This is a genomic window from Streptomyces sp. x-19 (genome assembly GCF_046549115.1).
Taxonomy (GTDB): Bacteria; Actinomycetota; Actinomycetes; order Streptomycetales; family Streptomycetaceae; genus Streptomyces; species Streptomyces albulus_C.
This window is the reverse complement of record NZ_JAJPWK010000008.1, coordinates 14932-40106: the sequence shown is the minus strand read 5'-3', so window position 1 is coordinate 40106 and position 25175 is coordinate 14932. Positions and strand designations below refer to the sequence as shown.

The 25175-nt window shown below is 70.3% G+C and carries 24 protein-coding genes and 2 pseudogenes; 8 read left to right on the top strand and 18 right to left on the bottom strand.

Annotated elements, in window-relative coordinates; all coding sequences use genetic code 11:
- Window positions 1-244 precede the first annotated feature (244 nt).
- Window positions 245-1429, bottom strand: coding sequence for a trans-sulfuration enzyme family protein (locus ACLJT4_RS20660; RefSeq protein ID WP_411123863.1), 1185 nt, complete (start codon window positions 1427-1429; stop codon window positions 245-247).
- Between the two features lie 152 nt (window positions 1430-1581).
- On the opposite strand from ACLJT4_RS20660, the gene ACLJT4_RS20655 reads away from it, so the two are divergent.
- A complete protein-coding gene (locus ACLJT4_RS20655) occupies window positions 1582-2046 on the top strand; it encodes an Lrp/AsnC family transcriptional regulator (RefSeq protein WP_411123861.1) in 465 nt (154 codons plus the stop codon).
- Here ACLJT4_RS20655 and ACLJT4_RS20650 read toward each other — a convergent pair.
- Window positions 2036-2878, bottom strand: coding sequence for a PhzF family phenazine biosynthesis protein (locus ACLJT4_RS20650; RefSeq protein WP_411123859.1), 843 nt, complete (start codon window positions 2876-2878; stop codon window positions 2036-2038). The two genes, ACLJT4_RS20655 and ACLJT4_RS20650, sit on opposite strands and share 11 nt — an antisense overlap.
- Before the next feature lie 154 nt (window positions 2879-3032).
- Window positions 3033-4652: an amidohydrolase gene (locus ACLJT4_RS20645; protein ID WP_411123857.1), complete on the bottom strand. Its 1620-nt coding sequence runs from the start codon at window positions 4650-4652 to the stop codon at window positions 3033-3035.
- Between the two features lie 135 nt (window positions 4653-4787).
- Between ACLJT4_RS20645 and ACLJT4_RS20640 the strand changes: the two genes are divergently transcribed.
- Window positions 4788-5765, top strand: coding sequence for an AsnC family transcriptional regulator (locus ACLJT4_RS20640; protein ID WP_411123855.1), 978 nt, complete (start codon window positions 4788-4790; stop codon window positions 5763-5765).
- A 245-nt stretch (window positions 5766-6010) separates the two neighbouring features.
- On the opposite strand, the gene ACLJT4_RS20635 is transcribed toward ACLJT4_RS20640, so the two are convergent.
- The gene (locus ACLJT4_RS20635; RefSeq protein WP_411123853.1) at window positions 6011-7012 is read right to left on the bottom strand and encodes a LacI family DNA-binding transcriptional regulator; all 1002 of its coding nucleotides are present in this window, start codon (window positions 7010-7012) and stop codon (window positions 6011-6013) included.
- A gap of 223 nt (window positions 7013-7235) precedes the next feature.
- On the opposite strand from ACLJT4_RS20635, the gene ACLJT4_RS20630 reads away from it, so the two are divergent.
- Window positions 7236-8972, top strand: a complete 1737-nt coding sequence (locus ACLJT4_RS20630) for an amidase (protein ID WP_411123851.1) — start codon at window positions 7236-7238, stop codon at window positions 8970-8972.
- Between the two features lie 177 nt (window positions 8973-9149).
- Here ACLJT4_RS20630 and ACLJT4_RS20625 read toward each other — a convergent pair whose 3' ends face one another.
- Together ACLJT4_RS20625 and ACLJT4_RS20620 are read right to left on the bottom strand one after the other, a co-directional pair.
- The gene (locus tag ACLJT4_RS20625) at window positions 9150-10055 is read right to left on the bottom strand and encodes a recombinase family protein (RefSeq protein WP_411123849.1); all 906 of its coding nucleotides are present in this window, start codon (window positions 10053-10055) and stop codon (window positions 9150-9152) included.
- A gap of 236 nt (window positions 10056-10291) precedes the next feature.
- Window positions 10292-10927 (bottom strand): TetR/AcrR family transcriptional regulator, encoded by a 636-nt coding sequence (locus tag ACLJT4_RS20620; RefSeq protein WP_411123847.1) that lies wholly within the window; start codon window positions 10925-10927, stop codon window positions 10292-10294.
- A 147-nt stretch (window positions 10928-11074) separates the two neighbouring features.
- Between ACLJT4_RS20620 and ACLJT4_RS20615 the strand changes: the two genes are divergently transcribed.
- A complete protein-coding gene (locus ACLJT4_RS20615; RefSeq protein ID WP_411123845.1) occupies window positions 11075-11833 on the top strand; it encodes an SDR family NAD(P)-dependent oxidoreductase in 759 nt (252 codons plus the stop codon).
- A gap of 121 nt (window positions 11834-11954) precedes the next feature.
- Here ACLJT4_RS20615 and ACLJT4_RS20610 read toward each other — a convergent pair.
- The 3 genes and pseudogenes from ACLJT4_RS20610 to ACLJT4_RS20600 form a co-directional block, all read right to left on the bottom strand.
- Window positions 11955-13920, bottom strand: a pseudogene (locus ACLJT4_RS20610) (DUF4158 domain-containing protein); the annotation flags it as partial.
- A 331-nt stretch (window positions 13921-14251) separates the two neighbouring features.
- Complete coding sequence (locus ACLJT4_RS20605) at window positions 14252-14644, bottom strand: VOC family protein (RefSeq protein ID WP_411123843.1); 393 nt, start codon at window positions 14642-14644, stop codon at window positions 14252-14254.
- Window positions 14641-14940 (bottom strand): ArsR/SmtB family transcription factor, encoded by a 300-nt coding sequence (locus ACLJT4_RS20600; protein ID WP_275467848.1) that lies wholly within the window; start codon window positions 14938-14940, stop codon window positions 14641-14643. The genes ACLJT4_RS20605 and ACLJT4_RS20600 overlap by 4 nt, the downstream gene beginning before the upstream one ends.
- A gap of 1067 nt (window positions 14941-16007) precedes the next feature.
- Here ACLJT4_RS20600 and ACLJT4_RS20595 point away from each other — a divergent pair.
- Window positions 16008-16193, top strand: coding sequence for a hypothetical protein (locus ACLJT4_RS20595; protein WP_199788369.1), 186 nt, complete (start codon window positions 16008-16010; stop codon window positions 16191-16193).
- Window positions 16194-16446: 253 nt separating this feature from the next.
- Here the strand turns inward: ACLJT4_RS20595 and ACLJT4_RS20590 are convergent, their stop codons facing one another.
- Together ACLJT4_RS20590 and ACLJT4_RS20585 are read right to left on the bottom strand one after the other, a co-directional pair.
- Window positions 16447-16734 (bottom strand): hypothetical protein, encoded by a 288-nt coding sequence (locus tag ACLJT4_RS20590; RefSeq protein ID WP_411123840.1) that lies wholly within the window; start codon window positions 16732-16734, stop codon window positions 16447-16449.
- A 274-nt stretch (window positions 16735-17008) separates the two neighbouring features.
- Window positions 17009-17347: a DUF4232 domain-containing protein gene (locus ACLJT4_RS20585; protein ID WP_411124278.1), complete on the bottom strand. Its 339-nt coding sequence runs from the start codon at window positions 17345-17347 to the stop codon at window positions 17009-17011.
- Between the two features lie 31 nt (window positions 17348-17378).
- On the opposite strand from ACLJT4_RS20585, the gene ACLJT4_RS20580 reads away from it, so the two are divergent.
- Together ACLJT4_RS20580 and ACLJT4_RS20575 are read left to right on the top strand one after the other, a co-directional pair.
- Window positions 17379-17564 (top strand): hypothetical protein, encoded by a 186-nt coding sequence (locus ACLJT4_RS20580; protein WP_411124294.1) that lies wholly within the window; start codon window positions 17379-17381, stop codon window positions 17562-17564.
- 623 nt (window positions 17565-18187) lie between these two features.
- Window positions 18188-18567 (top strand): annotated as a pseudogene (locus tag ACLJT4_RS20575) (NAD(P)-dependent alcohol dehydrogenase); the annotation flags it as partial.
- Between the two features lie 2 nt (window positions 18568-18569).
- On the opposite strand, the gene ACLJT4_RS20570 reads toward ACLJT4_RS20575, so the two are convergent.
- The 3 genes from ACLJT4_RS20570 to ACLJT4_RS20560 form a co-directional block, all read right to left on the bottom strand.
- Window positions 18570-19316, bottom strand: a complete 747-nt coding sequence (locus ACLJT4_RS20570; RefSeq protein WP_411123838.1) for an SDR family NAD(P)-dependent oxidoreductase — start codon at window positions 19314-19316, stop codon at window positions 18570-18572.
- 99 nt (window positions 19317-19415) lie between these two features.
- On the bottom strand, window positions 19416-19847 hold the full coding sequence (locus ACLJT4_RS20565) for an Rrf2 family transcriptional regulator (RefSeq protein ID WP_411124276.1): 432 nt from the start codon (window positions 19845-19847) through the stop codon (window positions 19416-19418).
- Window positions 19848-19994: 147 nt separating this feature from the next.
- The gene (locus ACLJT4_RS20560; RefSeq protein WP_411123836.1) at window positions 19995-20843 is read right to left on the bottom strand and encodes a helix-turn-helix domain-containing protein; all 849 of its coding nucleotides are present in this window, start codon (window positions 20841-20843) and stop codon (window positions 19995-19997) included.
- Window positions 20844-20985: 142 nt separating this feature from the next.
- Between ACLJT4_RS20560 and ACLJT4_RS20555 the strand changes: the two genes are divergently transcribed.
- Window positions 20986-21729 carry an SDR family oxidoreductase gene (locus tag ACLJT4_RS20555; protein ID WP_411123834.1) on the top strand — a complete coding sequence of 248 codons (744 nt, stop codon included), beginning with the start codon at window positions 20986-20988 and terminating at the stop codon, window positions 21727-21729.
- A 486-nt stretch (window positions 21730-22215) separates the two neighbouring features.
- Here ACLJT4_RS20555 and ACLJT4_RS20550 read toward each other — a convergent pair whose 3' ends face one another.
- The 4 genes from ACLJT4_RS20550 to ACLJT4_RS20535 form a co-directional block, all read right to left on the bottom strand.
- Window positions 22216-23073: a class I SAM-dependent methyltransferase gene (locus ACLJT4_RS20550; protein ID WP_411123832.1), complete on the bottom strand. Its 858-nt coding sequence runs from the start codon at window positions 23071-23073 to the stop codon at window positions 22216-22218.
- Between the two features lie 19 nt (window positions 23074-23092).
- Complete coding sequence (locus ACLJT4_RS20545; RefSeq protein ID WP_411123830.1) at window positions 23093-23437, bottom strand: VOC family protein; 345 nt, start codon at window positions 23435-23437, stop codon at window positions 23093-23095.
- A gap of 1 nt (window position 23438) precedes the next feature.
- Entirely contained in the window at window positions 23439-23618 is a 180-nt protein-coding gene (locus ACLJT4_RS20540; RefSeq protein ID WP_267055278.1) for a CopG family transcriptional regulator, read from the bottom strand.
- A 654-nt stretch (window positions 23619-24272) separates the two neighbouring features.
- Window positions 24273-25166, bottom strand: a complete 894-nt coding sequence (locus ACLJT4_RS20535; protein WP_411123827.1) for a LysR family transcriptional regulator — start codon at window positions 25164-25166, stop codon at window positions 24273-24275.
- Window positions 25167-25175 lie beyond the last annotated feature (9 nt).

Below are 25175 nucleotides of genomic sequence, written 5' to 3'. Positions count from 1 at the left end.
TCCACTCGCGGCCGCGCCGGTCAGTTGCGGGCGGTCAGGGTCTTCTGCCGCAGGTAGCCGACGCGGGAGAGGGCCAGCGCCAGGCCGCCGGTGAAGTGCAGCTGCACGCGGGTGTCGTCCTGGCTCGCCATGAGGGCCAGGATCGCCAGCACACCAAGGGCCGGTTGGGGTGAAACCAACACCGGTCACGTGTGTGCACGGGTGGGTGCGTTGCCGCTGCGCGTGACCGTCGCTCTCATGTGGTTCAGGCGCTCGCCGCCGCGGTGTGTACGGCGTCCGCGGCGGCGAGGGCGTCGGCGACCAGGTCGGCGGTGTCCTCCGTGCCCGCGGCCAGCCGGACCAGGCCCAGCGGCACCGACTCGGCGATCTGGTCCTCGCTGAGCATCCCGCGCCACATGGACGCCGGGTGCACGGCAAGGGACTCGATGCCGCCGAGGCTGGCCGACCGCAGGGAGTAGCGCAGCTTGCCGAGGAAGGCGTCGGCCATCTCGAAGCCGCCGGTGAACTCGATGCCGAGCACCCCGCCGAAACCGCTCATCTGACGGGCCGCCAGCTTGTGCTGCGGGTGGGACGCAAGGCCCGGATAGTGCACCTTCGCCACGGCCGGGTGCTCTCCGAGCTCCTCCGCGAGCGCCTGGCCGTTGGCGTTGTGCCGGGGCACCCGCAGGGGCAGGGTGCGCATGCCGCGCAGCAGCAGCCAGGCGTCGATGGGGCCGAGGGTGGCGCCGGTGAGCAGTCCGACGTCCCAGATCTGGTTCAGCAGCTCGGCCGGCCCGGCGATCACGCCTGCGGAGACGTCGGAGTGGCCGTTGAGGTACTTGGTCGCGCTGTGCCAGACCAGGTCGATGCCGAAGTCCGCCGGACGCGAGTTCAGCGGGGTGGCGAAGGTGTTGTCCGCCAGGGTGAGCACGCCGTGGGCGCGAGCCAGCTCCGCGACGGCGCGCAGGTCGGTGATCTGCAGCAGCGGATTGCTCGGGGATTCCACCAGAATCAGCCGGGTCTGCGGAGTGAGCGCCTTCGCGAACGCCTCCGGATCGGTCTGGTCCACCACGGTGGTCGACACTCCCAGGCGCGGCAGCAGGTTCAGCAGCACCGAACCGGTGCCGCCGTAGGTGGACTTCTGCCCGATGACGTGGTCACCGGCGGACACCAGTGCCAGCACGGCGGTGGTGAGCGCGGCCATCCCGGACGCGGTGACGATCGCGGCCTCGGTGCCCTCCAACTCCGCTACGACGGCCGCCACTTGGGCGTGATTCGGGTTGCCGAAGCGGGTGTAGAAGTCCTTGCCCCGCGGTTCGACGGCGCCCCGCGCGAACGTCTCGCCGTCCTCGGCCGAGAACGTCGCGGTCTGGTAGATGGGCGGTGCCACGGCGCGGCTGGGGTGGATCTCGCGGTCGGCGTGGACGGTGATGGTGCTGTTGCCCGGCATGGCTGGCCTTCCGTGGACATCGGTATGACGTCATGAAGCCTCGCCGACCGAAGTTCAGATCGGGACAGATGGCAGCAATTTTGGCAGCAAATTGCGCCCACGGAGGGCGTGTGATTGTGGTAGTCAACGCCTGCGCGCAATAATCTGCCACCATGGACGAAGTGGACCGGTTGATCCTGGTCGAGCTCGAAAAGAACGGTCGCATCAGCAACAACGAGCTCGCCGCACGGGTCGGGCTGTCACCGTCACCGTGTCTGAGGCGCGTACGCCAGTTGGAGGAAGCCGGAGTCATCCGCGGCTACCGGGCCCTGATCGACCCCGCCGCGGTCGGCCGCAGCCTGCGGGTGTTCGCCGGCGTCAGACTGATGCGGCACACCCGCGCGGACGTGACCGCGTTCGAGCGCGGGATCACCCAGTTGCCCGAGGTGGTCGCCTGCCACCACATCACCGGCAACTTCGACTACCTGCTCCAGGTCGAGGTGGCCGACCTGCCCGCCTACGAGGACTTCCACGCCAACCAGCTGGCCGCCCTGCCCGGCGTGGCCACGGTGACCAGCTACGTCACCATGAAGACGCTCTCCCCGACCCCACATGACGGTAGGGAGGTCAAAGAGTGATGGTGCCCCGGATACAGATGACGGCGGCGCCGCTGACCCAGACAGCGCCGTCCGGATCGGCGGAGACCTCGATGCTCGCGGCCCGTCCCAGCCTCGTGCCCTGGGAGACCCGGTAGTTGGAGGGCGCGGCGCCGGTGGACGTGAGCCACTGGCCGACGGCGCCGTTCATGCTGCCGCACGCGGGATCCTCGGGGACACCAGCGCCCGGGGCGAAAGTGCGCAGCTCAAAGGCGTACTCGGAGCCCTCGGGACAGGCGCCGATCGCGCCGACCATCGCGTCCGGGATGAGAGTCAGGTCGGGGTCGAGGGCGAGGACCTCCTCGGCGGTGGACAGCTGGAGCACGGCCCAGCCGGGACCGTTGTCGACCCACTGATGAGCCACGACCTGCTCCCGTGTGATGCCGAACGCGGCCACGATCCGCTTCAGGTAGCCGTCGTCCAGCGCGCCGCACCGCACCCGCGGCGGGGCGGCGAAGGACAGCACGCCCTCGCCGCGGCGCACGGTGACCAGGCCCGCAGCGCACTCCTGCACGAGGTGCTCGGGGTGCTGCGGCTTGCCGCCGCCGTCCAGCCAGGCCCGTGCGGAGCCGAGGGTGGGGTGCCCGGCGAACGGCAGCTCGCCTCCCGGGGTGAAGATCCGCAGCCGGTAGTCCGCCTCCGGGTTGGTGGGCGGCAGGACGAACGTGGTCTCGGACGGATTCGTCCAACGCGCCAGCCGCTGCATCTCCTCCTCACTCAGGTCCGTCCTGTCCAGAACGACCGCGACCGGGTTGCCGGAGTAGAGGCTCGTGGAAAATACATCGACCTGCACGAACGAACGGGTACCCGGCATGGTCATCGACACCTCTCGGTAGCGGCTACGGCGGGCTCCGCACATTCCGCCCGTCGGCGGAAGCAGGACCATCCCAACGGGCGCCCGCACGACCACGACAGGGCCAGTCGCCACCAAGTGGATTGACTGGCCCTGCCGTGAGGAGGCGGCGTGTTCACCGCGTGCCGGTGGCGGCGACCAGGAGGCCGCCGACGAAGGTGTGCGTGGGTTTCAGGTCGCGCAGGGTGTCACCCGGGCAGTGGGCGGGGTCCCGGTCCCAGATGGTGAGGTCGGCGAGGCGGCCGGGGGTGAGGGTGCCGCGCAGGTGCTCCTCGCCGGTGAGCCGGGCGGCGCCCGTGGTGTGCAGGGTGAGGGCTTCGTCGTACGTGATGGCGTGTTCGGGGCCCTTGACGCCGATGACGGTCTGCCGGGTGGTCATGCCCCACACCGAGCGCATGGCGCCGAACTGGCCGACGGGGAAGTCGGATCCGGCGCTGACCTGGGCTCCCAGGTCGATCCAGCCGCGGGCGGGGAAGAGGCGGGCGACGCGTTCGGGGCCCCAGAAGCCCTCCTCCACCTCGGCGGTGTCGTGCAGCAATGGTTGCTGAATGGTGACGGGGATGCCCAACTCGACGGCGCGGGCCTGCTGTTCGGGCCCGGCCAGGCCGCCGTGTTCCATCACCAGCATGCCGGCGGGCAGGCCGGGGTTGCGCTGAAGGACACGCTCGTAGACGTCCAGGAGGGTGCGGACCGCGCGGTCGCCGTAGGCGTGGGTGCCGACCCGCCAGCCGCGCCGCACCACGGCCTCGACCGCCTCGGTCAGCGCGTCCGGCTCCCAGATCAGCATCCCGGAGAAGGCGTGGTCGCAGGCGTACGGCTCCTCGGTGGCCCCGGCCTCCAGGCCGCCGTCGAGGCCGAACTTCACACCCCACACCGACAGCCACGGGTCGGAGTTGTCACGCCACTCCTCCATGACGTCGAGCAGTTCCTCCACCTGTGCCGCGCTGGTCAGGCCGAGCGCCGAGATCAGCGCGCGCACCCGGGTGCCGAGCGCCCCCGCCGCGCGTGCGGCCAGGAGCGCTGCGTAGTCCTCGGGGGTCACCGCGCAGTCGCGCACGGTCCCGATGCCCGTGGCGGCGTAGTCGCGGCTGGCCAGGCGCAGTCCGTCGATGCGCTGGGCCCGGTCCGGGGCCGGGACCAGATGCTCCACCAGGTGCAGGGCGTTGTCGATCAGCCGGCCGTCGAGCTTGCCGTCGGTGCCGCGGCCGATCGTGCCACCGGGAGGTACGGGTGTGTCCTCGGTGATGCCCGCCAGCCGTAGCGCGTAGGTGTTGACGACGTCGTTGTGGCCGCCGCGCTTGACCAGGACCGGGTGCCGGTCGGTGGCCGTATCGAGTTCGGCCGCGGTGGGCATGCGGCGCTCGACCAGGTTGAGTTCCTGCCATTTGGTGGTGGTGCGGATCCAGTCGCCCTCGGGGGTGACGGCGGCCCGCTGCCGGATCAGGTCGAGGAACTCGGGGATGTTCCGGGCGTGGTGGACGGGGACGTCGTGGGCGCCGAGCGCGGCGAAGATCAGATGGGTGTGGGTGTCGTCGAAGGCGGGCAGCACGGTGGCATCCGGCAGTTCGTGCACCTCCGTTCCCGCGCTCACCAGGTGGTCGAGGCCGTGAGGGTCGGCGGACACGGCGGCGATACGGTCGCCGCGCACGGCCAGTGCCCGCTGCACAGCCTGTCCGGGCACCAGGGTGTGCACCGCGCCCGCGCGGATCAGCAGGTCGGCTCCGTGATCAGTCATGGTCTTCTCCCTCATCCCGCGGGTGCCGAATCCGAACGGGTCGTTCGGTGACGAGACTGTTGTAGGAGAGCTTGGGGGATTTACCGCCAAGCCGAAGGCTCGCGCGCAGAAAGTACGCCAGCATCTCGGCCTATCATGCGGATCATGCGACAGGTGCTCGATGAAACGGATCGGCGGATCGCGGCCACGCTGGTCGCCTCGCCGCGTGCTTCATGGCGCGAGGTGGCCCGCTGCCTGGGGCTGTCCGAACGCACCGTGGTACGTCGTGTCGCGCTGCTCTACGCCGACGGCACCCTGCGCGCCACCGCCGTACGCAACCCGGCGCTTTTCCCGCACCTCATCCCCGCAGCCCTGCGCATCCGCTGCCGCCCCAACAAGATCCGCCAGGTCGCCCAGGCACTGGCCCGCCGCACCGACACCGTCTGGGTCGACATCCTCGGCGGCGGCGACGAGATCTCCACGATCTTCTTCCTGGAGGGACCGGAGGCCCGCAACAACCTGCTGCTGCGCGACCTGCCCGCCACCGACGCCGTCGATTCCTGGACCGCCCACACCCTGCTGCGCGTCTTCCCCACAGCGTTCCGCTGGACCGCCGGTCTCCTCTCCCCAACCGAACTGGCCGAACTCGCCCCCGACCCCACGCCGCCGAAGACGCCGGCACCGTCGTACACGCAAGCCGACGTCGACACCGCGCTGATCGCCGCCCTGACCGAGGACGGCCGGGCCACCTACACGGACCTGGCCCGCCGCGCCGGCACCACGGCGCTGACCGCCCGCCGACGACTGGAGGCCCTGGTGGACGGTCAGGTGCTGCGTCTGGCCACCGAGTTCGATCTCGCGCTGCTCGGCGCGCAGACCGAGGCGTTGCTGTGGATCGTCGTACAGCCCGGCGCACTGCAGGAAACGGCGCGGACCTTGAGCACCCACCCGCACGTCTGCTTCTGCGCCGCCACCACCGGTCCCGCCAACCTGGTCGTCGCTGTCGCCGCCGCGAACCTCGACGCGCTGTACACCTTCCTCACCGACACCGTCGGCCCGCTGTCCGCGGTCACCGCCATCGACACCACCCCGCTGCTGGCAACCGTCAAACGCACGGGCCTGATCCGCCACTGACGAAGGCAACGCCGTCCCCGCATACGGAGTGAACTCACCGCCCCGATCGGCCACATCCGGTTGGATCCACGACAGAGATCCCGCAACGGGCGTATGGGACCGGCTGTGGCTTCGTCGGCGCTTCGGGGCTCTGTGCGCGGCTGTTGGTTGAGTCTGTGACGTTCGATGGGGGATCGTCGGTAGACCTTCCTTCTGACGTCGTGCTCGCGACTGCGTCGACGCGACGGTGGCCCGCCGTGCTGGGTTCAGGACCGACCGACGGTCGAGTCCCGGACGTTCAGCGTCCAGTCGTGGCGCCGTACGACGCCGGGCTCGGCCGTCCCGGCCAGCAGTTCGCTCAACAGGGCCGCGCAGGCACGCCCGTACTCGGCAGGTCGCAGGTCGACCGCCGTCACCTGCGGGCTCGAACCGCGCGCCGCGGCGCCGTCCACACACGCGGCCACCAGCAGACCGGTCCCCGTCCGCAGGCCCGCACGTACCGCAGCCGCGAGTACCCCGGGCACCGCGCCGTCAGGGGCGCACACCACCGCGTCCAGGTTCGGGATCTCGGCGATCAGGTCTGCGGTGGCGGCCTCGGCCTCGGCTGGTGTGGCCGCGAACGGGACCGTCCGCACGACCGTCTCGATGCCCTCGCGCCGGCTCCAGGTGTTCGCGGCGGCGCGCAGTGCGGCAGCCCAGTCGGAGCCCGGGTCGGGAACGAGCAGGGCGGGGCTGCGGGCGCCGCGCTCGGCGAGGTGGTCCAGCAGGGCGGCCAGCGAAGCTGCGTTGTCGCACACCACGGCGCCACTGGGCGCGACACCCCCGCCGAGATAGCGCTCGCCGGTGACCACCGGCACGCCCGCGCCCAGCAGGTCCGGGACAGACGGGTCGCCGACCTCGGGGTCGATGACCAGCACGCCGTCCACCCGGGAGGCGAGCCCTCCGCCGGACGCCGTGCCGGGGGCAAGCAGGACCAGGTCCAACCCGTCCTCCCGGGCCCGCTCCACCGCACCGAACGCCAGGTTCATGTAGTAGTCCAGGCGGGTCCCCGTGCGCGGCAGGTACAGGCCGATCGCTCCGGTGCTGGACCGGCGCAGGCTGCGCGCCGCGGTGTTCGGCCGGTATCCGAGTTCCCGGGCCACGTCCTGGATGCGCTCGCGCGTGGTCTCGGACACCCGACCGGAACCGCCGAGCGCGTTCGAGGCAGTGCTCTTGGACACCCCGGCCGCCCGGGCCACGTCGATGAGGGTCACGGAGCGGCTGGTCACAGCCCGGAGTCTAGACGCAGCCCACACAGACCTCCCACTCCCGTTCGCCACTCCTTGCTGGAACGTTCCAGCATGCTTAGATTGGACCTGCTGGAACGTTCCAGCACCAGCTGCGCTGCCGACCTCTGCACCGGTCGGTGCGGCCGGAAGTTCCCCGGCCGCACCGACCGGCCCGGCGTTCGGCGGTCCGCCCTATCCGACCCACCCCTCAGGAGGCACCCGCATGACGTGCGGATTCGACGTTGTGGAGACCGGCATCGCCGACCTGCGCGCGGCGCTGGAGAAGGGCGAGACCACCGCGGTCGAGCTGCTCGACGCCTACCTCGCGCGGATCGACACCTACGACCGGCCCGGGACCGCCACCGCGCTCAACGCGATGGTCGTGATGAACCCGCACGCCCGCGCCGAGGCCGAGGCCTCCGACGCGCGCCGCGCGCGCGGCGAGACCCTCGGCCCGCTGGACGGCATCCCGTACACCGCGAAGGACAGCTACCTCGCCAAGGGACTGACGGCGGCTGCCGGTTCACCGGCCTTCGAGCAGCTCATCGCCCAACGCGACGCCTTCGCCATCGAGCGGCTGCGCGCCGGCGGGGCCGTCCTCATCGGGCTGACCAACATGCCGCCGATGGCGAACGGAGGCATGCAGCGCGGCGTGTACGGCCGCGCGGAGAGCCCGTACAGCGCCGACTGGCTGACCAGCGCCTACGGCTCCGGCTCCTCGAACGGCTCGGGCACCGCGACGGCGGCCTCCTTCGGAGCCTTCGGGCTCGGTGAGGAGACCTGGTCCTCGGGCCGGGCACCCGCCTCGAACAACGCGCTGTGCGCCTACACGCCGAGCCGCGGCGTGATCTCCGTCCGCGGCAACTGGCCGCTGGTGCCGACCATGGACGTCGTCGTCCCGCACACCCGCACCATGGCCGACCTGCTCGAACTGCTCGACGTCGTCGTCGCTGACGACCCGCAGACCCGGGGCGACCTCTGGCGCGCCCAACCGTGGGTGGCGCTGCCGGCGGCCTCGCAGGTACGCCCGACCTCGTACCCGGCGCTCGCGCCCACCGACGCCACGGCGGCGCGCGCCGCCCTGGCCGGCAAGCGGGTAGGCGTCCCGAAGATGTACCTCAACGCCGACCCCGAGGCCGGAACGAACCCCGAGGGCGGCATCGGCGGCCAGACCGGGCAGCGGATCGACACCCGCCCCTCGGTGATCGCCCTGTGGGAGGCCGCCCGCCGCGACCTGGAGGCCGCCGGCGCCGAGGTGGTCGAGGTCGACTTCCCCGTCGTCACGAACTACGAGTCCGACCGCCCCGGCGCGCCCTCGCTGCTCACCCGCGGCCTGGTCAGCCGCGACTTCCTCAAGGTCGAGATCGAGGACCTGTCCGCCTGGACGTGGGACGACTTCCTGCGCGCCAACGGTGACCCGGAACTCAGCACCCTGGCCGATGTCGACGGCGACCGCATCTGGCCCCAGCACCCGGGCGAACTCCCCGACCGGTACGCCGGTTTCGACGACACCATCACCGACTACCCGCGCTTCGTGCGCGAGCGGCCGTACGCCTCCTTCACCGACATGCCGCACCTCGAAGAGGGACTGCGCGGACTGGAGGAGACCCGCCGGGTCGACCTGGAGCTGTGGCTGGACGGGCTGCGCCTGGATGCGGTGGTGTTCCCCGCCGTCGCCGACGTGGGGCCCGCGGACATGGACGTCTCCGAGGCGTCCGCCGACCTGGGCTGGCGCAACGGCGTCTGGGTCGCCAACGGCAACCTCGTCCCCCGCCACCTGGGCATCCCCACGGTGACCGTGCCCATGGGCACCATGGCGGACACCGGCATGCCCGTTGGCCTGACCTTCGCCGGCCGCGCCTACGACGACAACGCCCTGCTCACGCTCGCGGCGGCTTTCGAGGCGACCGGCACCCGCCGGACGGAGCCGCCGCGCACACCCCGGCTCACGGCCGAGTGACCTGACAGCATCGCGCCGGGCGTAGGCCAGCCGCCGGTTGGGCGGACTCCGGCCCGCCGCCGTACTGATCGTTCCGGCCTGTCCAGGTGGGTGTTGAGGGCGGTCTTCTCCACCGCGGTCGAGAAGACCGGCCTCGGGGAACATCGGTACAGCGGTTATCGGCGAGAACGATCTCGGTCAGGGTGTGAGTGCGCTGACCCGGTTCTCGTACTCGCGTCGGGCCTTGCGCTGAGCCGGTACCGCAGGGGCGCCTTGGGTACCGTCGAGTGGCTGGCAGTGGGCGAGGAGCTGGCGGTGTACGGCGGGGACGGCGCTGACGCGCAGGGTGTAGCCCTGGCCGCGCCGTACGGTCGTCCCTTGGTCGAGCGCGGCGCGCTCGGCCGGCTCCAGCTCGGTGGTGCGGAGGTAGTCGGCGACCTTGCCCGGTATGTCGAGGATGACCGGCACCTCCGGGGCGGGCGCGTCCTCCTCCGAGGCGGTGTGGTCGGGCAGGAGGTCGGCGACGGCGGTTCGGATCGCGCCGCGGCTGCCCCGGTGGTCGCGGGCGAGGGCGGCGATGGAGCGGCCTTCCAGGTACGCGGTGCGCACGTCGTGGGTCTGCGCGGCCGCCACGGCGGGGCGGCGCCCGCCCTTGCTGCCCTTGGCCTCGGCGGCGCGCAGTCCGTCGTAGGTCAGTTCGCGCTGGAGGTCGCCGGCGGCGGCCAGGGTCTGCACCATGAACTTCACGGTGGACAGCAGCTCGCCGGTACGCGGGTGGCGGGCGGTGAGGTCCATCGCGGAGAACGCGCCGTCGTGGATGCGCAGGGCGAGACGGTCGCGGTGCAGGACGTCGAGCACGTCGAGAATGTGCTGGTTGCCGCGCACGAGGCGGAACATTTCGGAGATGTGCACGGTGTCGCCCGGCCGCGCGTACGCCAGCAGCTCGCCGAACTTCGGGCGCTGGAGCGGGTGGAGGCGGCTGGAGGTGCCCGGGTACTCCTCGAAGACGATCGGGTCCTCGATCCCGGCCTCGTCCAGGACGAGGTCTTGCCGGGCGGTGGACTGCTGGTCGGTCGAGACCCGCTCGTAGACCAAGTTCGCCACCGTGGGGCTCCTTCCGTACGGAGGATCGGACCCCATCTGTCGTCAAACCCTGTCAGCAATCACCATCGGATCCGATTGGATTCGGGCCGCCGTGAACCTCCGGATTGCACGGGTTCATTGGGTGCGTCGGCTGCCTGTCGTCAAACGATCATTTGACGACAGCGGCGGCCCGCGGGGTCGCTGGTTCGCGGGCCCCTCCAGCGCTGGGGCTGCGGCGTACGAATTCCTGCTTCGGGTCAGGCTGTCCGATCGGAGGCGTAGCGGGCGAGCATGGTCTCTACCGCCTGCTCGACGGCGTAGCGGATGTCAGAGGCTGCGGGGTTCCAGTCGGTCAACAGCATGCGGGGCCAGAGCACGTAGTTGGCGATCATCCCGAGGAATTGGTTGGCGGCGCTCTCGGAGTCCGGGACGTCGGCGTTACCGGCCTCGCGCTCCGACTCCAGGTAGTGCTGGACTGAGGTGAAGTAGGGCAGCTTGCCGAGTTGGAACTGCATCCGTCCCAGTTCGGGGAAGCGGGGCAGTTCGGCGATGACGATGCGGAACAGGGCTGTCATGCCGGGTCGGCCGATCAGGTCGGCGTAGCGGTGGCCGATGGAGGTCAGGCCGGAGCGCAGGTCTCCGGCCTGGGGTCGCGCGACGGCGCCTGCGGCGTCGCGCTGCCAGGACTCGGTGACGATGGCCTCGAAGAGGGCTGCCTTGGTGGGGAACTGCTTGAACAGGGTGGACTTCGAGACGGCCGCCCCTTCGGCAATGCGGGCGAGGGAAGTGCCGTCGTAGCCGCGGTTCAGGAAGAGGTCCGTGGCTGCGGAGATGATCGCCTCACGCTTCTGCTGGGCGAGACGGCGGTGATGTGCGGAGAGCTCTGCTGCCATGCGTGCAGTATGCCCCAGATCCGAGGCGAGTCACTTGACTCGCCTCTTTTGGCGTGTCTACGCTGCGATGGAAAGGCGAGTCAGGCGACTCGTATCTGATTGCGGCGCCCGCCGTCTCTCGGGTGCCGTGCGATGGGGGAGTAGCTGATGACAGTCGACAGGATCGCTTTGGTGACCGGTGCGAACCGTGGTCTGGGTCGGAGTGCGGCTCTTGCCCTGGCGGCGCGCGGGGTGCGGGTCGTGGTCACCCATCGCGGTGATGCGGCCGGGGCCGAGGAGACGGCGCAGCAAGTGCAAGTTGCGGGCGGGACTGCCGCTGTCATGCGTCTCGACATCAGCGACGTCTCCTCTTTCGGAGCCTTCACTTCCGAGCTGAGCGGACTGCTTGAGCGCTGGGGGGCCTCGCGGCTCGATGTTGTGGTCAACAACGCGGGGGTGGGTGTCTTCGGCCCGCTGGAAGCTGTCACGGCTGACGACTTCGACACGGTGTTCGGCACGAACGTGCGGGGCACGTTCTTCCTCATCCAGTCGCTTGTGCCGCTGCTGGCGCAGGGCGCCCGCGTCATCAACGTCTCGTCGTCGTTGACTCGCCACACCAGTCCCGCGACCTCGGTCTACTCCGCCTCGAAGGCCGCCGTCGAGGCCCTGAGCCGCACTCTGGCCGCAGAACTCGGCCCCCGCGGCATCCGGGTCAACTCCATTGCCCCCGGGCCGACCGCCACTGACTTCAACGGCGGTGCCATGCGGGATGACGCCGAGATGCGCCAGGGTCTCGCCGGGCAGACCGCGCTCGGCCGCGTCGGCGAACCCGAGGAGATCGGCGACGCCATCGCCACGCTGGCGTCCGAGGGCCTGCGCTGGATGACCGCCCAGCGCATCGAGGTCTCCGGCGGCGCCCTCCTCTGACCAACCGGGCGAGCCTGTCCCGGGCCGCAGCCAACGGCGGGCCGGATTCATTCCGCGCCGGTCTCGTCTTCGTCCGGTTCCGACGCGTCCGGGTCGCGCAGCGGGCGCAGGGCGCCTGCGGCTGGTCGACGTGGACAAGGCGGCCCCGGGTCAGGGCCTCGTAACCGGGGTTGACCACCGGGGCCAGGCCGATGTTGCACGCCTCGGGCACCAGCAGCGCGATCACCGAGGTGGGCAGGTCCTTCCTACGGGTGGTGCCGTCGCCGAGGTGGACGAAGGAGTCGAGGAAGCCGGTCCAGGCGTTCACCTCGAACAGCAGGTCCGGCAGGTCGATCTTCGGGAGCATCTTCTCGACCCGTTGGCGCAGCCAGGTCAGGGACTTCGGTTCGCCGAGGGCGCCGAGCTTGTCGACGTTCAGTTTCACCCGCCCGTCGTCCTGGACCTCGATGGAGACCTTCGCCGCCGGCCCTGCCTCCTGAAGGCGTTCGGCGAGCTGCTTCCATCCGGCGTCCAGGCCGCGCACCAGCTCCGCCAGGTGCTCGGTGACGGGCATGTCCAGGCTCAGGGTTGCCAGGACGTCCTCCTCGACCGCGTCCCAGTCGGGGCCGTCCAGCAGGTGGGCGCGCGGGTTGGACCAGCGGTGCGAGGGTGAGGCGAAGACGTCGCGGTTGTTCAGGCCCCGGTGCAGCTGCTCCAGTACGCACACCACGTACGCGTCCCGGTCCACCGCGCCCTGCGGCAGGTCCGGGTTGGCGTACATCGCCTTGCGCCAGGCCGGCGGCACGAGCTTGTCGTCCACCTCGCGTGGCAGTAGCGGCTTGACGCCCACCTTCCGCCGCGCCAGCGCCGGAAGACCCCGCACCCCGGCCAGGACCCGCTTCCCGGCGCTCGCCGCGTCCAGCGCCTTCGACTCACCCAGCAACGCGAGGAACGGGCGCACCGTCGCGTACCGGTTCGCGAGCGCCGCCCGCATGGCGACCTCGGCTGAGTTCTCGTCCTCGGGCACCAGGGTCACCACGGTGGCCGCCGCGGTCATCACGGCGGCGCGCGAGGCAACTTCCTCCACGGCCGCCCAGAGCACGGCCAGGTCCAGATCCGCCTCCTGCTCCTCGACCAGCTCCAACTCCTCGAACAGCGCCTTCGCCGCCCGCGCGAGCATCCGCGACGCCTTCTCCAGCTGCGGCAGCGTCGACAGCCGCTCCTTCTCCGTCTTGCGCTTTGCCGAGTTCAGCAGCCGGGTGGCCATCAGGCCCTGGAACAGGTCCAGGGCCTCATCAATCGCCTTGGCGTCCAGGTGCCGCATCACCCCGGTCAGCATCGCCGTGCGCTTCGGCTCCTGAGCCCGCTCCAGCAGCGGCGCCTTCGACCCCAGCGCGTACCGGGCCAGCGCCGCCATCCGGTTCGGCGGGATCTGCGACAGCCTCAACCTGCCGAGCCGGTACGCGCCGATCTCGTCCACCCGCTCCAGCGCGCGGGCGAACGCCGTGCCCGTCGTCCGCGTCGGCGGCCGGCGCCCGCGACCGTGGCGTGCAGCCGCTTCTCCGCGACCGTCCGCACCTCCGACACCTGCTGGACCAGCACCGACACCCCCGGCAGCAGCACCCGGTTGCGGCGCAGCCAGCCCACCGCGTGGTCGAACAGCGCCTTCGGGCCCTCGGCGTGCGTCCACGCCCGCCCGAGCAGGAACGTTCGGAACCGCCGGCCCCACTCGGCGTCTTCGTAGGGGTGGTAGCCGTAGGCGTCCCGGATCTCCCACGCGTGGTCGTACGGCGTCTGACGCCGCTCCGTGTACTTCTTGACCACCGCGACGGGTCCTCGATGCCGAGCTGCACCGCCAGGTGCTCGATCACCGGCCACGGCACCGCGAGCGGGTCCTCCAAGAACAGGCCGACATACCGAACCGTGCACATCTGGAGCGCGAACCCGAGCCGGTGATGCTGCGTCCGCCGCAGAGCGATCAGGTCCCGGTCCACGTCGTCCAGGAAGAAGAACCGCTTCAGCTCTGGGCGGGTCGGCTCCTCGGCGAACGCCCCGTACGCCTCGGCCTGCTCATCACTCAGAAATTCCACCGGCCGGACCGTAGGCAGCCCCGGACCAGGGCCGGAAGCGTTTCACCGAACCCCAGCGGCGAAGTGGATCACTGTGCTAGACGACCATGATCGTTCTCACCGATAACAGCTGTACCGATGTTCCCCGAGGCCGAAGACCATCAGGGATGCCCGACTTCACGCGGGCGAAGTCCCTGCAGGACGCCGTCGGCGGGCATCGCGATCGGCGTGCACTTGCCGGCTCTGAACCGCCACACCGGCGGGTTCACCGCCGTGCACCCCGAGTTGTACGGTGCCCGCCCCGGCCGGCTGTCGAGTGGCTGCGCGGGGCCCGGGCATGACCCTCTGCGGCTGGCCCCGCCTCGGCTGTCTACTGCGGCTGGGTGGCGATCTGGATCAAGTTGCCGCAGGTGTCGTCGAAGACGGCGGTGGTGATGGGGCCCATCTCCAGTGGCTCCTGAGTGAAGTGGACGCCGAGGCCGTGCAGGCGTTCGTACTCCGCGTGCACGTCGTCGACCGCGAACTGGGCGAGCGGGATGCCGTCCGAGACGAGCGCGTCGCGGTACGTCCTGGCGGCCGGGTGGCCCACGGGCTCCAGGAGGAGTTCGGTACCGTCGGGCGTCTCGGGGGAGACGACGGTCAGCCACCGGTCGGTCTCGCCGACCGGGACGTCGTGCTTCTTCACGAAGCCGAGGATCTCGGTGTAGAAGTGCAGGGCCTTGGCCTGGTCGTCGACGAAGATTTGAGTCAGATGGATCTTCATGGGGTGCTCTCCGGTCCGGGTGAGTCGGGCAGGGGCCATCGCTCGGTGATCTGCCGTAGCGGAGCCGTGTTGAGGTTGTGGAACTTGTAGCGCCCCTCCCGCCTCACTTCCACCAGCCCCGCGGCTTCCAACACGGCGAGGTGCTGAGAGACCCCCTGGCGGGAGATGCCGAGCTGATGCTTCATGGCCAGTCGCGAGCAGATCTCGAACAGGGTCTGCCCGGATTGGCACGCGAGTTCGTCGAGGATGGTGCGGCGAGTGGGATCGGCCAGCGCTTTGAAGAGGTCTTCGGCCACAACCCCAGCATAGGCAAGCTGTCACTTGCCTATCAAGTCGCGGTGTGCCGTATCCCCGATCGCCGAGCCCTGCCCGGCGCAATCTCCGTCGGGCGTCGTCATCGACCTGCAGTTGCCCGCTCGTCGTGCCGCTGGCCCCGTGGCGCTCCGCCGGCCGGCCGTACCCCGCTCCGTCGTCGCTTCGCCGGTGGCCACAAGGCCCCCGCCCGCAGGGGCCCGCCGCGTCCACCGGGTCCGGTCCGCGGCTTGCACCACCGTTGTCGCCCGGGGCCGCGCCACGCAGCGCCGGGCCCCTGTGCCACTCGGGCTCGTGCTCGGCCCTGCCGCTCGTTTGTCCCGCTGCTGGCCGTCGTCCCGTCGCCGAGTGGGCCTTCATTCCGCGCCTCCCGTCGTGGCCCGGCCGATGTCACCCCCTCAGGCGAATCGGGCAGACCGGACGCCGTGCCAGTGATCCCCCCGATTGCGAGCCGTCGTTACCCGAGCATGATCACACGCAGGAAACTCGCCCCTTTCCTCGTGCTCACCACGGCTGCCCTTGGGGCTGAACTCGCCAGTGTCGCACCCGCATCGGCCGGCGGAATCATCGTCTTCCTGTCCCCCTCGTTCGCTGCAACTCCGATCAACCATTGCGGCGGGGCGGACCTTTACCCCGGCCATGGGAGCAGCAACTCTCTCGCACGTGCCAATTCGTTTTCTGGGGGAGGGTTTGGAGGTCTTGGATCGAGTGGCTCATCCGCTGCTGCTGGTTCCGGTGGCTTCCTGGGCTGAGCGTGCTTTCCGGTTGATCGATCGATCAATAAAATTTGCTTGGCCGTGCGAGACGAAACGTTGAGCGCCGTCCGGCGACGGACCGACCAGACCGCGGGGAGGCGAGAGCGCCGGTTGCTGCTGCGCCAGACCACCCGAACGACCCCACGTGCCGAAGAATCACTCACGCAGGAAATCGCCTCTGCCGCCAGGTGTGACTCCGGGGCGGGGCGTGACGATCCGAGATGCCGTGCCTGCGTCCGGATGCCAACCTTGGCTTCGATCCCGCCTCAGCACCCAAGGAGTGAAGCCCCGTGGGCATGAAGGACGAAATGCAGAACAAGGCGCAGCAGGCCCGGCAGAAGGCCCAGCAGGCCAAGCAGCAGGCGCAGCAGAAGGGCCAGCAAGCCCAGGACAAGGTCCGCCAGCAACAGCAGGAACGTCAGCAGCAACAACAGGGCCGCCAGCAGAGCCTCGACGACATCCAGGATGACGACCTCGGCTAACAGTGAAGTCGAGGCACAACGGCGACGGTCGGTCCCCTCTGTGGGTCGGCCGTCGCGCCTCTACGTCGAACGCTGGAATTCGCGGCACGAACTCCGTCTTCACGTTCGCCGCTGGTGCCGACAGGGTGGTGTGCCTGTTGCAGGGCTCCGGTTCGCCGTCCGCCCGCCTGGGTGCCGCCCCGTCGCCGGGCCAACCACGGCGCGGCAGCGGCCAGTTCGATATTTCGTGCTGCCGGCCGGACTCAGGCTGGAATTACGTCTCGTCCACAGGAGTCAGCAGCCCTTCCTCCCGTGCGGCGTGTTCGCAGAGCACCGCTGCGCTTCGCAGTCCCAAACGATCCAATTTCTCTACGAACTCGACAAGGATCTCGGCATCAAGATCCGCCATCGCCTCACCGCAGCGGTTCTGTTCGGCGATATCCTCGGCAGAGGTGGCGCCTCTCAATTCCGTAACCACATTGGCCAACTGATCTCGCCGGATTTCCTTCGCGGCCAAGGCGCGTACGGTCTGGACGATTTCCTCATCAGATATTTCATGCACGTGTCAGTGGACGTTCAGTGGGTTCGCACCGGCTCACTGGGGAAGGTGAGAAGTGACTGACCTCATGGCCATGGGCTCGCCTCCGCGGTCAGCGGCCCATGTGTGGCCGTCCGTGGTTCTTCGGCCCGGTGCTTCCTCGCCCGCCCCTACGAACGCACACCCGGGCACTTCCTCGTCTTCGTTGGTATGGCCGCAACTCTGGCCAGCCAGCCCTCGACCCTACTGAGACTGGCCCGTCCCGGCAGGGGCGCTGCGGGGGCCTTGCCGCGGGCTGTCAGCGCTCTTGGAAGACCGGGGTGACTTCCAGTTTCCCCTCGTCGGTGTTGCTCACGGGCAGGCTGACCGAGACGGGGACGGTGACGTGGTGCGTCTCGTTCGGAGGGGTTACCACGAGGGCGGTGCCGCGGACGCCTGAGCCGCCGGTGTTGTTGATCGGGTAGGCGATGTTGGCGGTGGCCCTCTTCCCCGCCTTGAGGGTGAACGGGATCCCCACTTCCTGCTTGTTGCGGTCCACCGACTGTGTGCCGTAGTTGGTCTTCAGGTCGACGCCCGGGAACCCCTCCATCCGGCAGTTGCTGCCGGTGTTCGTGAACGTGATGAGGATATCGCCCAGACCCTGGCGGGCCTCGCCCTGGTTCTTCGCCGTGATCCGCAGATTCGAGGTGCGGCACGTCGACGCCTTCGAGGAGGCGTGCGAGCCGTTCCCGGACGACGGCGCGGACCCGCTGGAGGAGGAGTTGGCCGACGACTTGCTCTGCGAGTCCGAGGACGACGCCGCGGTCGAGGAGGAGCCGCCCTTGCCGTTCGCGTCCGAGGAGTCGCTCGCCTGACATGCTGTGAGCGCGACGGTGGCGGTCAGTCCGACGGCGGTGGCGGTAACGGCCCTGAGGACGGATGTGCGGTGCATGGTGTTCTCCTCGATAGCTGCGGACGTGGCGCCCGACGCAGTTCGGTGTCCGTTGCCGATCCTCTCGCCCCGGACGACAACCAATCTTCCAGCCCTGCGCTGTCGTCCCGCTAACGTCTGGATAACTCCTGGCCCGGGGCGGCCCGCGCCGGCGCCCTGGTCGAAGTCGTTCGTGGCTTCGTCGTCCCCCCCCCGGCCGGCCGTCTCGCGTGTCGACTGCCCGCTCGGGGCCCGTCCCCGTCCGCCGGCCGTGCCACTGCTCGTTGACGTCCGTCCCTTCGATGCGCCGCTCGGCCGTTCCCAGGTCCGGCGGTGGGGCGTGGGTGGGATGTGTTCGCGGCTGTGTCCGCCCCGGGCCGGGGCTTTCGTCTGCTCGTCCGGTGCGCCCCGGTGCCGCGTCCGGCCATCGCCAGCCTGTGGCTCGTCGTCTGGTCCGTCCCGGATCACCGTCCGCTGCCCCGGCCCGGGCTGCGGGCCGGCCGGGCTCGCTGCCGGCCCCCGTTCGCCGCCGCATCCCGCAGCGCCACCTTCCGGATCGCAGGTTCCGCTGCCCACTTGCCGCGCTGGTCCACGGTTGCCGCGCTGCGGGACGAAGCCGGGCCGCGCCCCGGCGAACGGCTCCTCGTACGGGGCGCGGCGGGCGGCGTCGGCAACGCCGCCGACCAACGCGGGCGGGCGTACGGCGTCGAGGCACAGCTCTCGCCCGCGCCACCAACGTCGACTTCGTCCGCGGGCACGGCTCGAACCAGGCTGGCGACCACCAGGCCGTCCGGCCCGCGGATTTGGGCCGCTTCGACGTGGTCTCGGACACCGTGGGAACCGACCTGCGGGCCTTCCGGCGCCTGCTGAGCTCCGACGGGCGGATGGCCACCGTCACCTTCGACCTGAAACGGCCCGCTGTGGCGCGTAGTCCTCTGTGCAACAGCCTTCAGAGCTGGGTGGCGCCGCCGTCGACGAACAGTTCCGCGCCGGTGGTGAAGGAGCTCTGGTCTCCGGCGAGGTAGAGGGCGGTGGCGGCGACTTCGTCGGGGCGGCCCGCTCGGCCGAGCGGGGTTGGGGTGGTGGGCTCGGCGGCCTGTCCGTCTTGCGGGAAGGCGGCGCGCAGTTCGTCGGCGCCGGGGGTTGTGACGGGGCCGGGGGTGAGGGCGTTGACGCGGATGCCGCGGCCGGCGAGTTCGGCGGCCCAGGTACGGGCGAGGCTGCGGATCGCGGCCTTGGTGGCGGCGTAGACACCGAGGCCCGGGGCGCCGCGCAGGGCCGCGCTGGAGGAGAGCAGGATCACCGAGGCGCCGGCCGACAGCAGTGGGAGCGCCTTTTGGACGGTGAAGACGGTGCCCTTGAGGTTGATTGCTGTGGTGCGGTCGTACGCTTCCTCGGTGATCTCCCCGAGCGGGCCGAAGTCCCCGACGCCGGCGTTGGCCACGACGATGTCGAGTTGACCGCTGCGCTCGGTGATCTCGGTGAAGAGCCGGTCGAGGTCGTCGAGTTGCGACACGTCGCTTCGGATGCCGACGGCGTGGCTGCCGACCTGTTCGACGGCGGCCTCCAGCTCGGCTTTGCGGCGGCCGGTGAGGTAGACGGTCGCCCCCTCGGCGGCGAACCGGCGGGCAATGGCCAGGCCGATGCCGGTGGAGGCCCCGGTGATGAGGGCGGTCTTGTTGTCCAGCTGTCCCATGACGTTCTCCGAATCCTTGACGTAACTATTCTTGTTACATTTTGGGGCGCCGTAAGCGGCGCGGGAGTTCCCGTCGCCGACAGGGCGTGATGAGCGAAACTAGGCGGCTTTCAGGACGTCCTGCAGTACGTCTTCGAGGGTGGTTCTCGTCAGCTCCGTGCGGAGGGTGGCCTCGACCCCTTCGTAGACGGCGGTCATCGCCGGTGTGATGCCGTGACCGACGACGCACTCGGGGTCGGGCGTGGCGGGATGGAGGGCGAAGATCGGCCCCGGCTCCACCGCCTCGTAGACGTCGAGCAGGGTGATCGCCGAGAGTTCCCGTGACAGCGTCCAGCCGGCACCGGCACCCCTGCGCGAGTCGGTCAGGCCGGCCTTGCGCAGTTGGCCCAGTAGGCGGCGGACCACCACGGGGTTGGTGTTGACGCTCGTTGCGATCTGTTCGGACGTGGCGACCTCGTGGCCGCGGCGCTGATACAGCCCGATCCAGGTCAGGGCGTGTGCGGCGACGGTCAATCTACTGTTGGCGCTCATGTCGCTCATCACCTCCGAACATGTCGTAACTGTAAGCGTTACGACTGGCCCGCGGCAAGCCCCCGGAAAGAGCGACGCCTGACGCGGCAGCCGACCCGCCCTGAGAGGGGAGCCGGAAGCCACCCGGGATTTCCGTTGCGGATGCCGCTACCGCTGCCCCGCGACGACGCCTCGGTCGTCCCCCGCGCCGTGGGCGTCGAGCAGGGCCAGGCGGTGGGCGTCAGGGCTCCCGGGCTCCGCGGTGCCGACCAACAGGCACTGGCCGGGCGCGTCCTGTACCTCGAAGGTCTGGTAGACGAGGGTCAGGAGGCCCGCCTGCGGATGGCGGAAGGTCTTGGTCTTGCTGCCCAGGCGGGCGACGTCCTGCTGGCTCCACAGCGCCGCGAACTCCTCGCTCTCCTCGCGCAGGCCATCGATCAGGGCCGACATGTGGGGATCGTGCCGCTCATGGCCGTGGGCCAGCCGCAGCGCGGCGACGGTGTCACGGGCCACGGCGTGCCAGTCGGCGAACAATTCCCGGGCTGTGGGGTCGCGGAACAGGGAACGGGCCATGCCGCGCGGGTCCGCGAGCGGGGAGAGCAGGGCATCGGCCAAGGCGTTCGAGGCGAGGATGCCCAGGCGTCGGTTGATCACGTAGGCCACCGCCGCCGGGAAGGCGTCCATCAGCCGCAGCAGTTCCGGTGCGACCTGGTCCTCGCACGCGGACGAGGTACGGGCCGCCGGCACCAACCCGGCCAGGCGGTAGGCGTGCCAACAGGCGTCGGCGTCCAAGTGCAGGGCTCGCGCGAGGGCATCGACGACCTGACCGGAGGGATGCCGCTCGCGACCCTGTTCCAGACGGGCGTAGTAGTCCGCGCTGACACCCGCCAGGACGGCTACCTCCTCGCGCCGCAGCCCGCTGACCCGGCGGCCCCGGGACCGGGGCAGGCCCACGTCAGCCGGGCTGAGCCGGGAGCGCCGCGCCAGCAGGAATTGCCCCAGTTCGTTGCCGCTCACCCCTGGATCGTACGCGGCGGTTCCTAGGAGCACCGCACCCAGGAAGACCCGTCCTGCCCCCTGCGCGCGATCGCCCGCATCCTGGCAGCACCGGCCGACGCACCACGCCTCGGTCGACGCCTCACACCTCGAAGGGAAGAACATGTCCCACCCGTCTCCCACCGTCGCTCCGAAGGTCGTCCTGATCACCGGGGCCAGCAGCGGCATCGGCGAGGCCACCGCCAGACGGCTCGCCGCCTCGGGCCATCACGTGGTTCTCGGGGCGCGGCGCACCGACCGCCTCGCAGCCCTCGCCGAGGACATCGGGGCCCGGGCTGGCAGCGCCGTCCCGCACGAGCTGGACGTGACGGACCCGACCAGCGTGCGGTCCTTCGTCGCCGCCGCCCACGACCGGTACGGGCGCGTCGACGTCCTGGTCAACAACGCCGGCGTCATGCCGTTGTCACGTCTGGACGCGCTGCGGGTCGACGAGTGGAACCGCATGATCGACGTGAACCTGCGCGGGGTCCTGCACGGCATCGCCGCCGTCCTGCCGCTCATGCAGGCCCAGCGCAGCGGACACATCGTGAACGTCTCCTCCGTCTCCGGACTGAGGGTCGACCCGACCGCGGCCGTCTACAGCGCCACCAAGCACGCAGTCCGCGCCCTGTCGGAGGGACTGCGCCAGGAGAGCCGGGAGTTGCGGGTCACCGTGATCAGCCCGGGCCTGACCCGCAGCGAGCTGACCGGGTCCATCGGCGACAGTGCGGTCAAGGGCGCGGTGGAGGGGCAGATGGGCATCGCGATCCCCGCCGCCGCGATCGGCGAAGCGGTCCACTACGCCATTGCCCAACCAGCCGACGTCGACGTCAACGAACTCGTCGTCCGGCCCACGGCCCAAGGCTGAAGGACTCCGTACATGCGTCACGGAGAGGCAGACGCGGCGCGTGCCGAGGACTTCGGCGGTTTTGCCGGCGGTGGCGACGCAGATCGCCGCCGCGGGGGATGGGGCTGATGAACGCCGCGGAGAGGTACGCGGGCGCGGTGTAGGAGCGGCACTGCCCGCAGGCGTGCCGCCAGTGGGTGGAGCGGCGGCTGTGGCCGGAAGGCTCGCGGCGGGACGCCCGCCAGTCCGCCCGTTGGCCGCTGCTTGGCGCTTGCCGCTGGTTGGTCGAGCTGGGCCCGGTTGCCGCCCCGCCATCGGTCGTTCACCTGCCGGCCGGCGGTGAATCTCCCTTGCTCGTCGTCCTGTTCGCCGACTGGCCAGTGCCGCATCAGCCAACGTTTGCCCTCCTCCGGGTAGGGACTTCGAGTCGGTTGACGGACCATCTCCCTGCGCCGGCGGCCATTCCCCCAACCTTCTTTTCGGAACAGGTGGCGTGGCCGAAGAGCGTCAGGTACTGGCCACCAGTAGGTCCTCTCCACTTGACGGGCGAAGGCCATCGGCCCGATCGGCGAAGTAGCGGTCGGCCAGCGCAGTTCCCGACACGTGCTGGGCGTCTTTGAAGCCGGCGTCGCGGGCCAGTGCCAGCATCTCCTGCGGGGTGTAGAAGCTGATGAACGGCGTTCCGGCTGCTTGCGCCTGTGGCCTGGTCGCCTCGAGTGCGGGGCGATCGGCGTCATCGATGAGTTCGGTCGGCAGCATGAACGTCATGGCGAGCGTCGAGCCGGGAGCCAGCCCGGCGAGCCGGCGCAGGGTCGCCGCGGTGGTGTCTTTGGTGAGGTACATGGTGACGCCGGTGGAGACGACGACCGCCGGCCGGCCGGGATCGAAGCCGGAGTCGGCCAACTCCTTCCACCAGTTCCCGCCCGCCTCGAAGTCGACCGGCACCAGTCGCAGCCAGTCGGGGATCCCGTAGCCGAGCTCGATCAGGCGTCGTCGCTTCCAGGATTGGGTGCCCGGCTGGTCGATCTCGAAGACCCGTAGGCGGGCGGCGATCTCCGGTCTGCGCTGGGCAAAGGTGTCGAGTCCGGCCCCCAGGATGACGTACTGGGTGACGCCGTGGTCGATCTGCTCGGCAACCAGGTCCTCGATGAAACGAGCGCGGCTCACAATGGCCGCCCGGAACCCGCTGGTGGTGCGCGGGTCCATGTCCGGGCGGCGCCGCCATCCATCGTCAGGGGCCGCCAGCCGCAGGCCGATCTCGTCCTCGAGCACGTGGGGTGGCGGGTCGACCTGCACGTGCAGCGCTCGCCAGAGGGCGACCCGCACCGCGGTGCTGTCGGGCACCTCGTTCTCCTCGTCTGCCACGATGTCCCTCTCCCTGCGGTCAGTTCTTGGCCGGGGCCTGGAGGCTCCACAGACGTCCGTCGGGGTCACGGACGGTCATCTCCGTGGTCCCGTAATGGGTGTCCTCGAACGGCGTGACGACCTCGACCGCAGGATCGAGATGGAACGCATCCGCATCGGCCACCTTCAGCACGATCTGCGTCCGGGGCTCCCGGTCCTCGGGGACCTCGGCGATGAACACGTAGGGACCGTCGCCCTTGCGGAGCTGGCCGGAGCTGTGGTCGGTCGAGAACTCCAATTCGAAGCCCAGTGACTGGAAGAACTTCGCTGCCTTGCCCCAGTTGTGGGTCTCCAGGAACACGGCCTCGATACCTTCGGTCGCCATGTCAGGTCTCCTTCTCAGGCGATTGCTGTCGCTGCCCATGGGTGTCGTCGAGGTAGGCGCGCAGGGCGTCAGCGACCACCGCCGAGAGGGACAGGCCCGACTCGATGGCGTGATGCTTGACCCGCTTGATCAGCCCGATTGGCAAGTACACGTTGAACTGCTTGACCTCTTCGTCACTCACACGGCGATGCTAGCATCCTAGCAATCTAGTGTCATGTCAGGTGTGCCGGCCGCTGCCGCGGGCCCGGGCGCGCCGGGCGCCGGGCGCCTCGGAGCGGCGACTGACTGCGGGTCTGGCGGCGGACCCGGTGACCGCCCGCACCTGTTCTTGATCCCGACACGGCAACACGGCCGGCCAGCCAAGTACATCGGCCAGGGCGCGTGCCGACGTCGCCGTGGCCGCCAAGGGCGGGCCACTGTAGGGCTGCCGCGCGTTTCCAACTCCGTTGTCTTGGCGGTGAGTTCGGCTGGGGATTTCTGCGGCTGCTTGCGGCTGCCCGCGGGGATCCCGGTGGCTCCGCAGGGGTGCACGCGAGGTCTGTCGGTGTGTCAAGTTCGGCTCTCGGAGGGTGGTTTGAGAGCTTTTGGTGGGAGGCTGAACTCCAAATCCCCGACCAGTGCCACGTCGTCCACCGGCAACGAGTCCGCTTGCCTCGGCGGAAGACTGGCCCCCGTCGGCCGGTAGGCGTGATCGCGGCGTGGGAGGAGTTCGTGCAGGGCCGTGACGACGGCGAAGTCGATCGCCAGTACTGCGAAGAGCAGGCCGACGGTGTTCGCGGTGCCCACCCTTGGGGGGAAGGGGGCATACGTGATCGTGCGCGGCCTCGGCGGCGGTTCAGGCGGTCGAAGTGATCGCTCGGGTGACGGCGGTGATCGCCGGGGCGGGGTGGCCGAGGAGGCGTGCCACGAGTACGCGGCGGATCTCGGGGGGTGTGCCGTCGACGCGCAGCAGGCTCACTCCGGGCGGTAGCACCGGTGAGAGCCGGGACGGCACCGTCGTCACGCCGAAGCCGCCGGCGACCAGGTGGAGCTTCGTCAGCCAGTCGCGTGCGGAGTGGATGACGCGAGGCCGTCCGGGCAGGCCGGGCCAGACGCCGAGCAGCGACTCAGTACTCGATGACGGGCTGGCGATCCAGGCGGCGTCGACCAGTTCGTCGACGTGCACCGTGGTGCGCCCGGCGAACTCTCCGGGCGAGGGAACCGCCACGACCAGTTCGGTGTCCGCGACGGTCTCGACGTGCAGGCGCGGTGAGTCGCCGTCGAAGGGCCGGTGGGGTGGGCGGGAGGTCAGCACGGCGAGGTCGAGTGAGCCGGCGCGCAGCGCCCGGATCAGGGTGGGTGTGGTGCCCTCGCGGGTGGTGACCGTGATCTGCGGGTCGGCCGCCGCGAGGTGTGCGAGTGCGGCGGGCAGGATCGCCGCGCCGGCGATCGGGACCGCCCCGAGCCGCACCAGTTCGGTCCGCGGGGCGGTGCCGGTGAGTTCGCGCTCGGCCGCGGCGAGCGAGGCCAGGACGGTGTGGGCGTGCCGCAGCAGGGTCAAGCCGGACGGAGTGAGTCGTACCCCGTCCGGGCGGCGTTCGAACAGGGTGGTGCCGGTGCTGCGTTCGAGGGCGGCGGCCTGGCGTGAGACGGCCGACTGCGTGTAGCCGAGTCGGGCGGCTGCCGCGGTGAAGCTGCCGGACTCGGCGATCTGCCGCAGGACCCGCAGTCCGGCGCTGGAGATGTCCATGCGGCATAC

What these genes read in the sequence shown, in the direction of transcription:
- ACLJT4_RS20660 (WP_411123863.1), bottom strand. Translation starts at nt 1,429, where the DNA reads ATGCCGGGCAACAGCACCATCACCGTCCACGCCGACCGCGAGATCCAC.
- ACLJT4_RS20655 (WP_411123861.1), top strand. Translation starts at nt 1,582, where the DNA reads ATGGACGAAGTGGACCGGTTGATCCTGGTCGAGCTCGAAAAGAACGGT.
- ACLJT4_RS20650 (WP_411123859.1), bottom strand. Translation starts at nt 2,878, where the DNA reads ATGCCGGGTACCCGTTCGTTCGTGCAGGTCGATGTATTTTCCACGAGC.
- ACLJT4_RS20645 (WP_411123857.1), bottom strand. Translation starts at nt 4,652, where the DNA reads ATGACTGATCACGGAGCCGACCTGCTGATCCGCGCGGGCGCGGTGCAC.
- ACLJT4_RS20640 (WP_411123855.1), top strand. Translation starts at nt 4,788, where the DNA reads ATGCGGATCATGCGACAGGTGCTCGATGAAACGGATCGGCGGATCGCG.
- ACLJT4_RS20630 (WP_411123851.1), top strand. Translation starts at nt 7,236, where the DNA reads ATGACGTGCGGATTCGACGTTGTGGAGACCGGCATCGCCGACCTGCGC.
- ACLJT4_RS20620 (WP_411123847.1), bottom strand. Translation starts at nt 10,927, where the DNA reads ATGGCAGCAGAGCTCTCCGCACATCACCGCCGTCTCGCCCAGCAGAAG.
- ACLJT4_RS20615 (WP_411123845.1), top strand. Translation starts at nt 11,075, where the DNA reads ATGACAGTCGACAGGATCGCTTTGGTGACCGGTGCGAACCGTGGTCTG.
- ACLJT4_RS20605 (WP_411123843.1), bottom strand. Translation starts at nt 14,644, where the DNA reads ATGAAGATCCATCTGACTCAAATCTTCGTCGACGACCAGGCCAAGGCC.
- ACLJT4_RS20595 (WP_199788369.1), top strand. Translation starts at nt 16,008, where the DNA reads ATGAAGGACGAAATGCAGAACAAGGCGCAGCAGGCCCGGCAGAAGGCC.
- ACLJT4_RS20570 (WP_411123838.1), bottom strand. Translation starts at nt 19,316, where the DNA reads ATGGGACAGCTGGACAACAAGACCGCCCTCATCACCGGGGCCTCCACC.
- ACLJT4_RS20565 (WP_411124276.1), bottom strand. Translation starts at nt 19,847, where the DNA reads ATGAGCGCCAACAGTAGATTGACCGTCGCCGCACACGCCCTGACCTGG.
- ACLJT4_RS20555 (WP_411123834.1), top strand. Translation starts at nt 20,986, where the DNA reads ATGTCCCACCCGTCTCCCACCGTCGCTCCGAAGGTCGTCCTGATCACC.
- ACLJT4_RS20545 (WP_411123830.1), bottom strand. Translation starts at nt 23,437, where the DNA reads ATGGCGACCGAAGGTATCGAGGCCGTGTTCCTGGAGACCCACAACTGG.
- ACLJT4_RS20535 (WP_411123827.1), bottom strand. Translation starts at nt 25,166, where the DNA reads ATGGACATCTCCAGCGCCGGACTGCGGGTCCTGCGGCAGATCGCCGAG.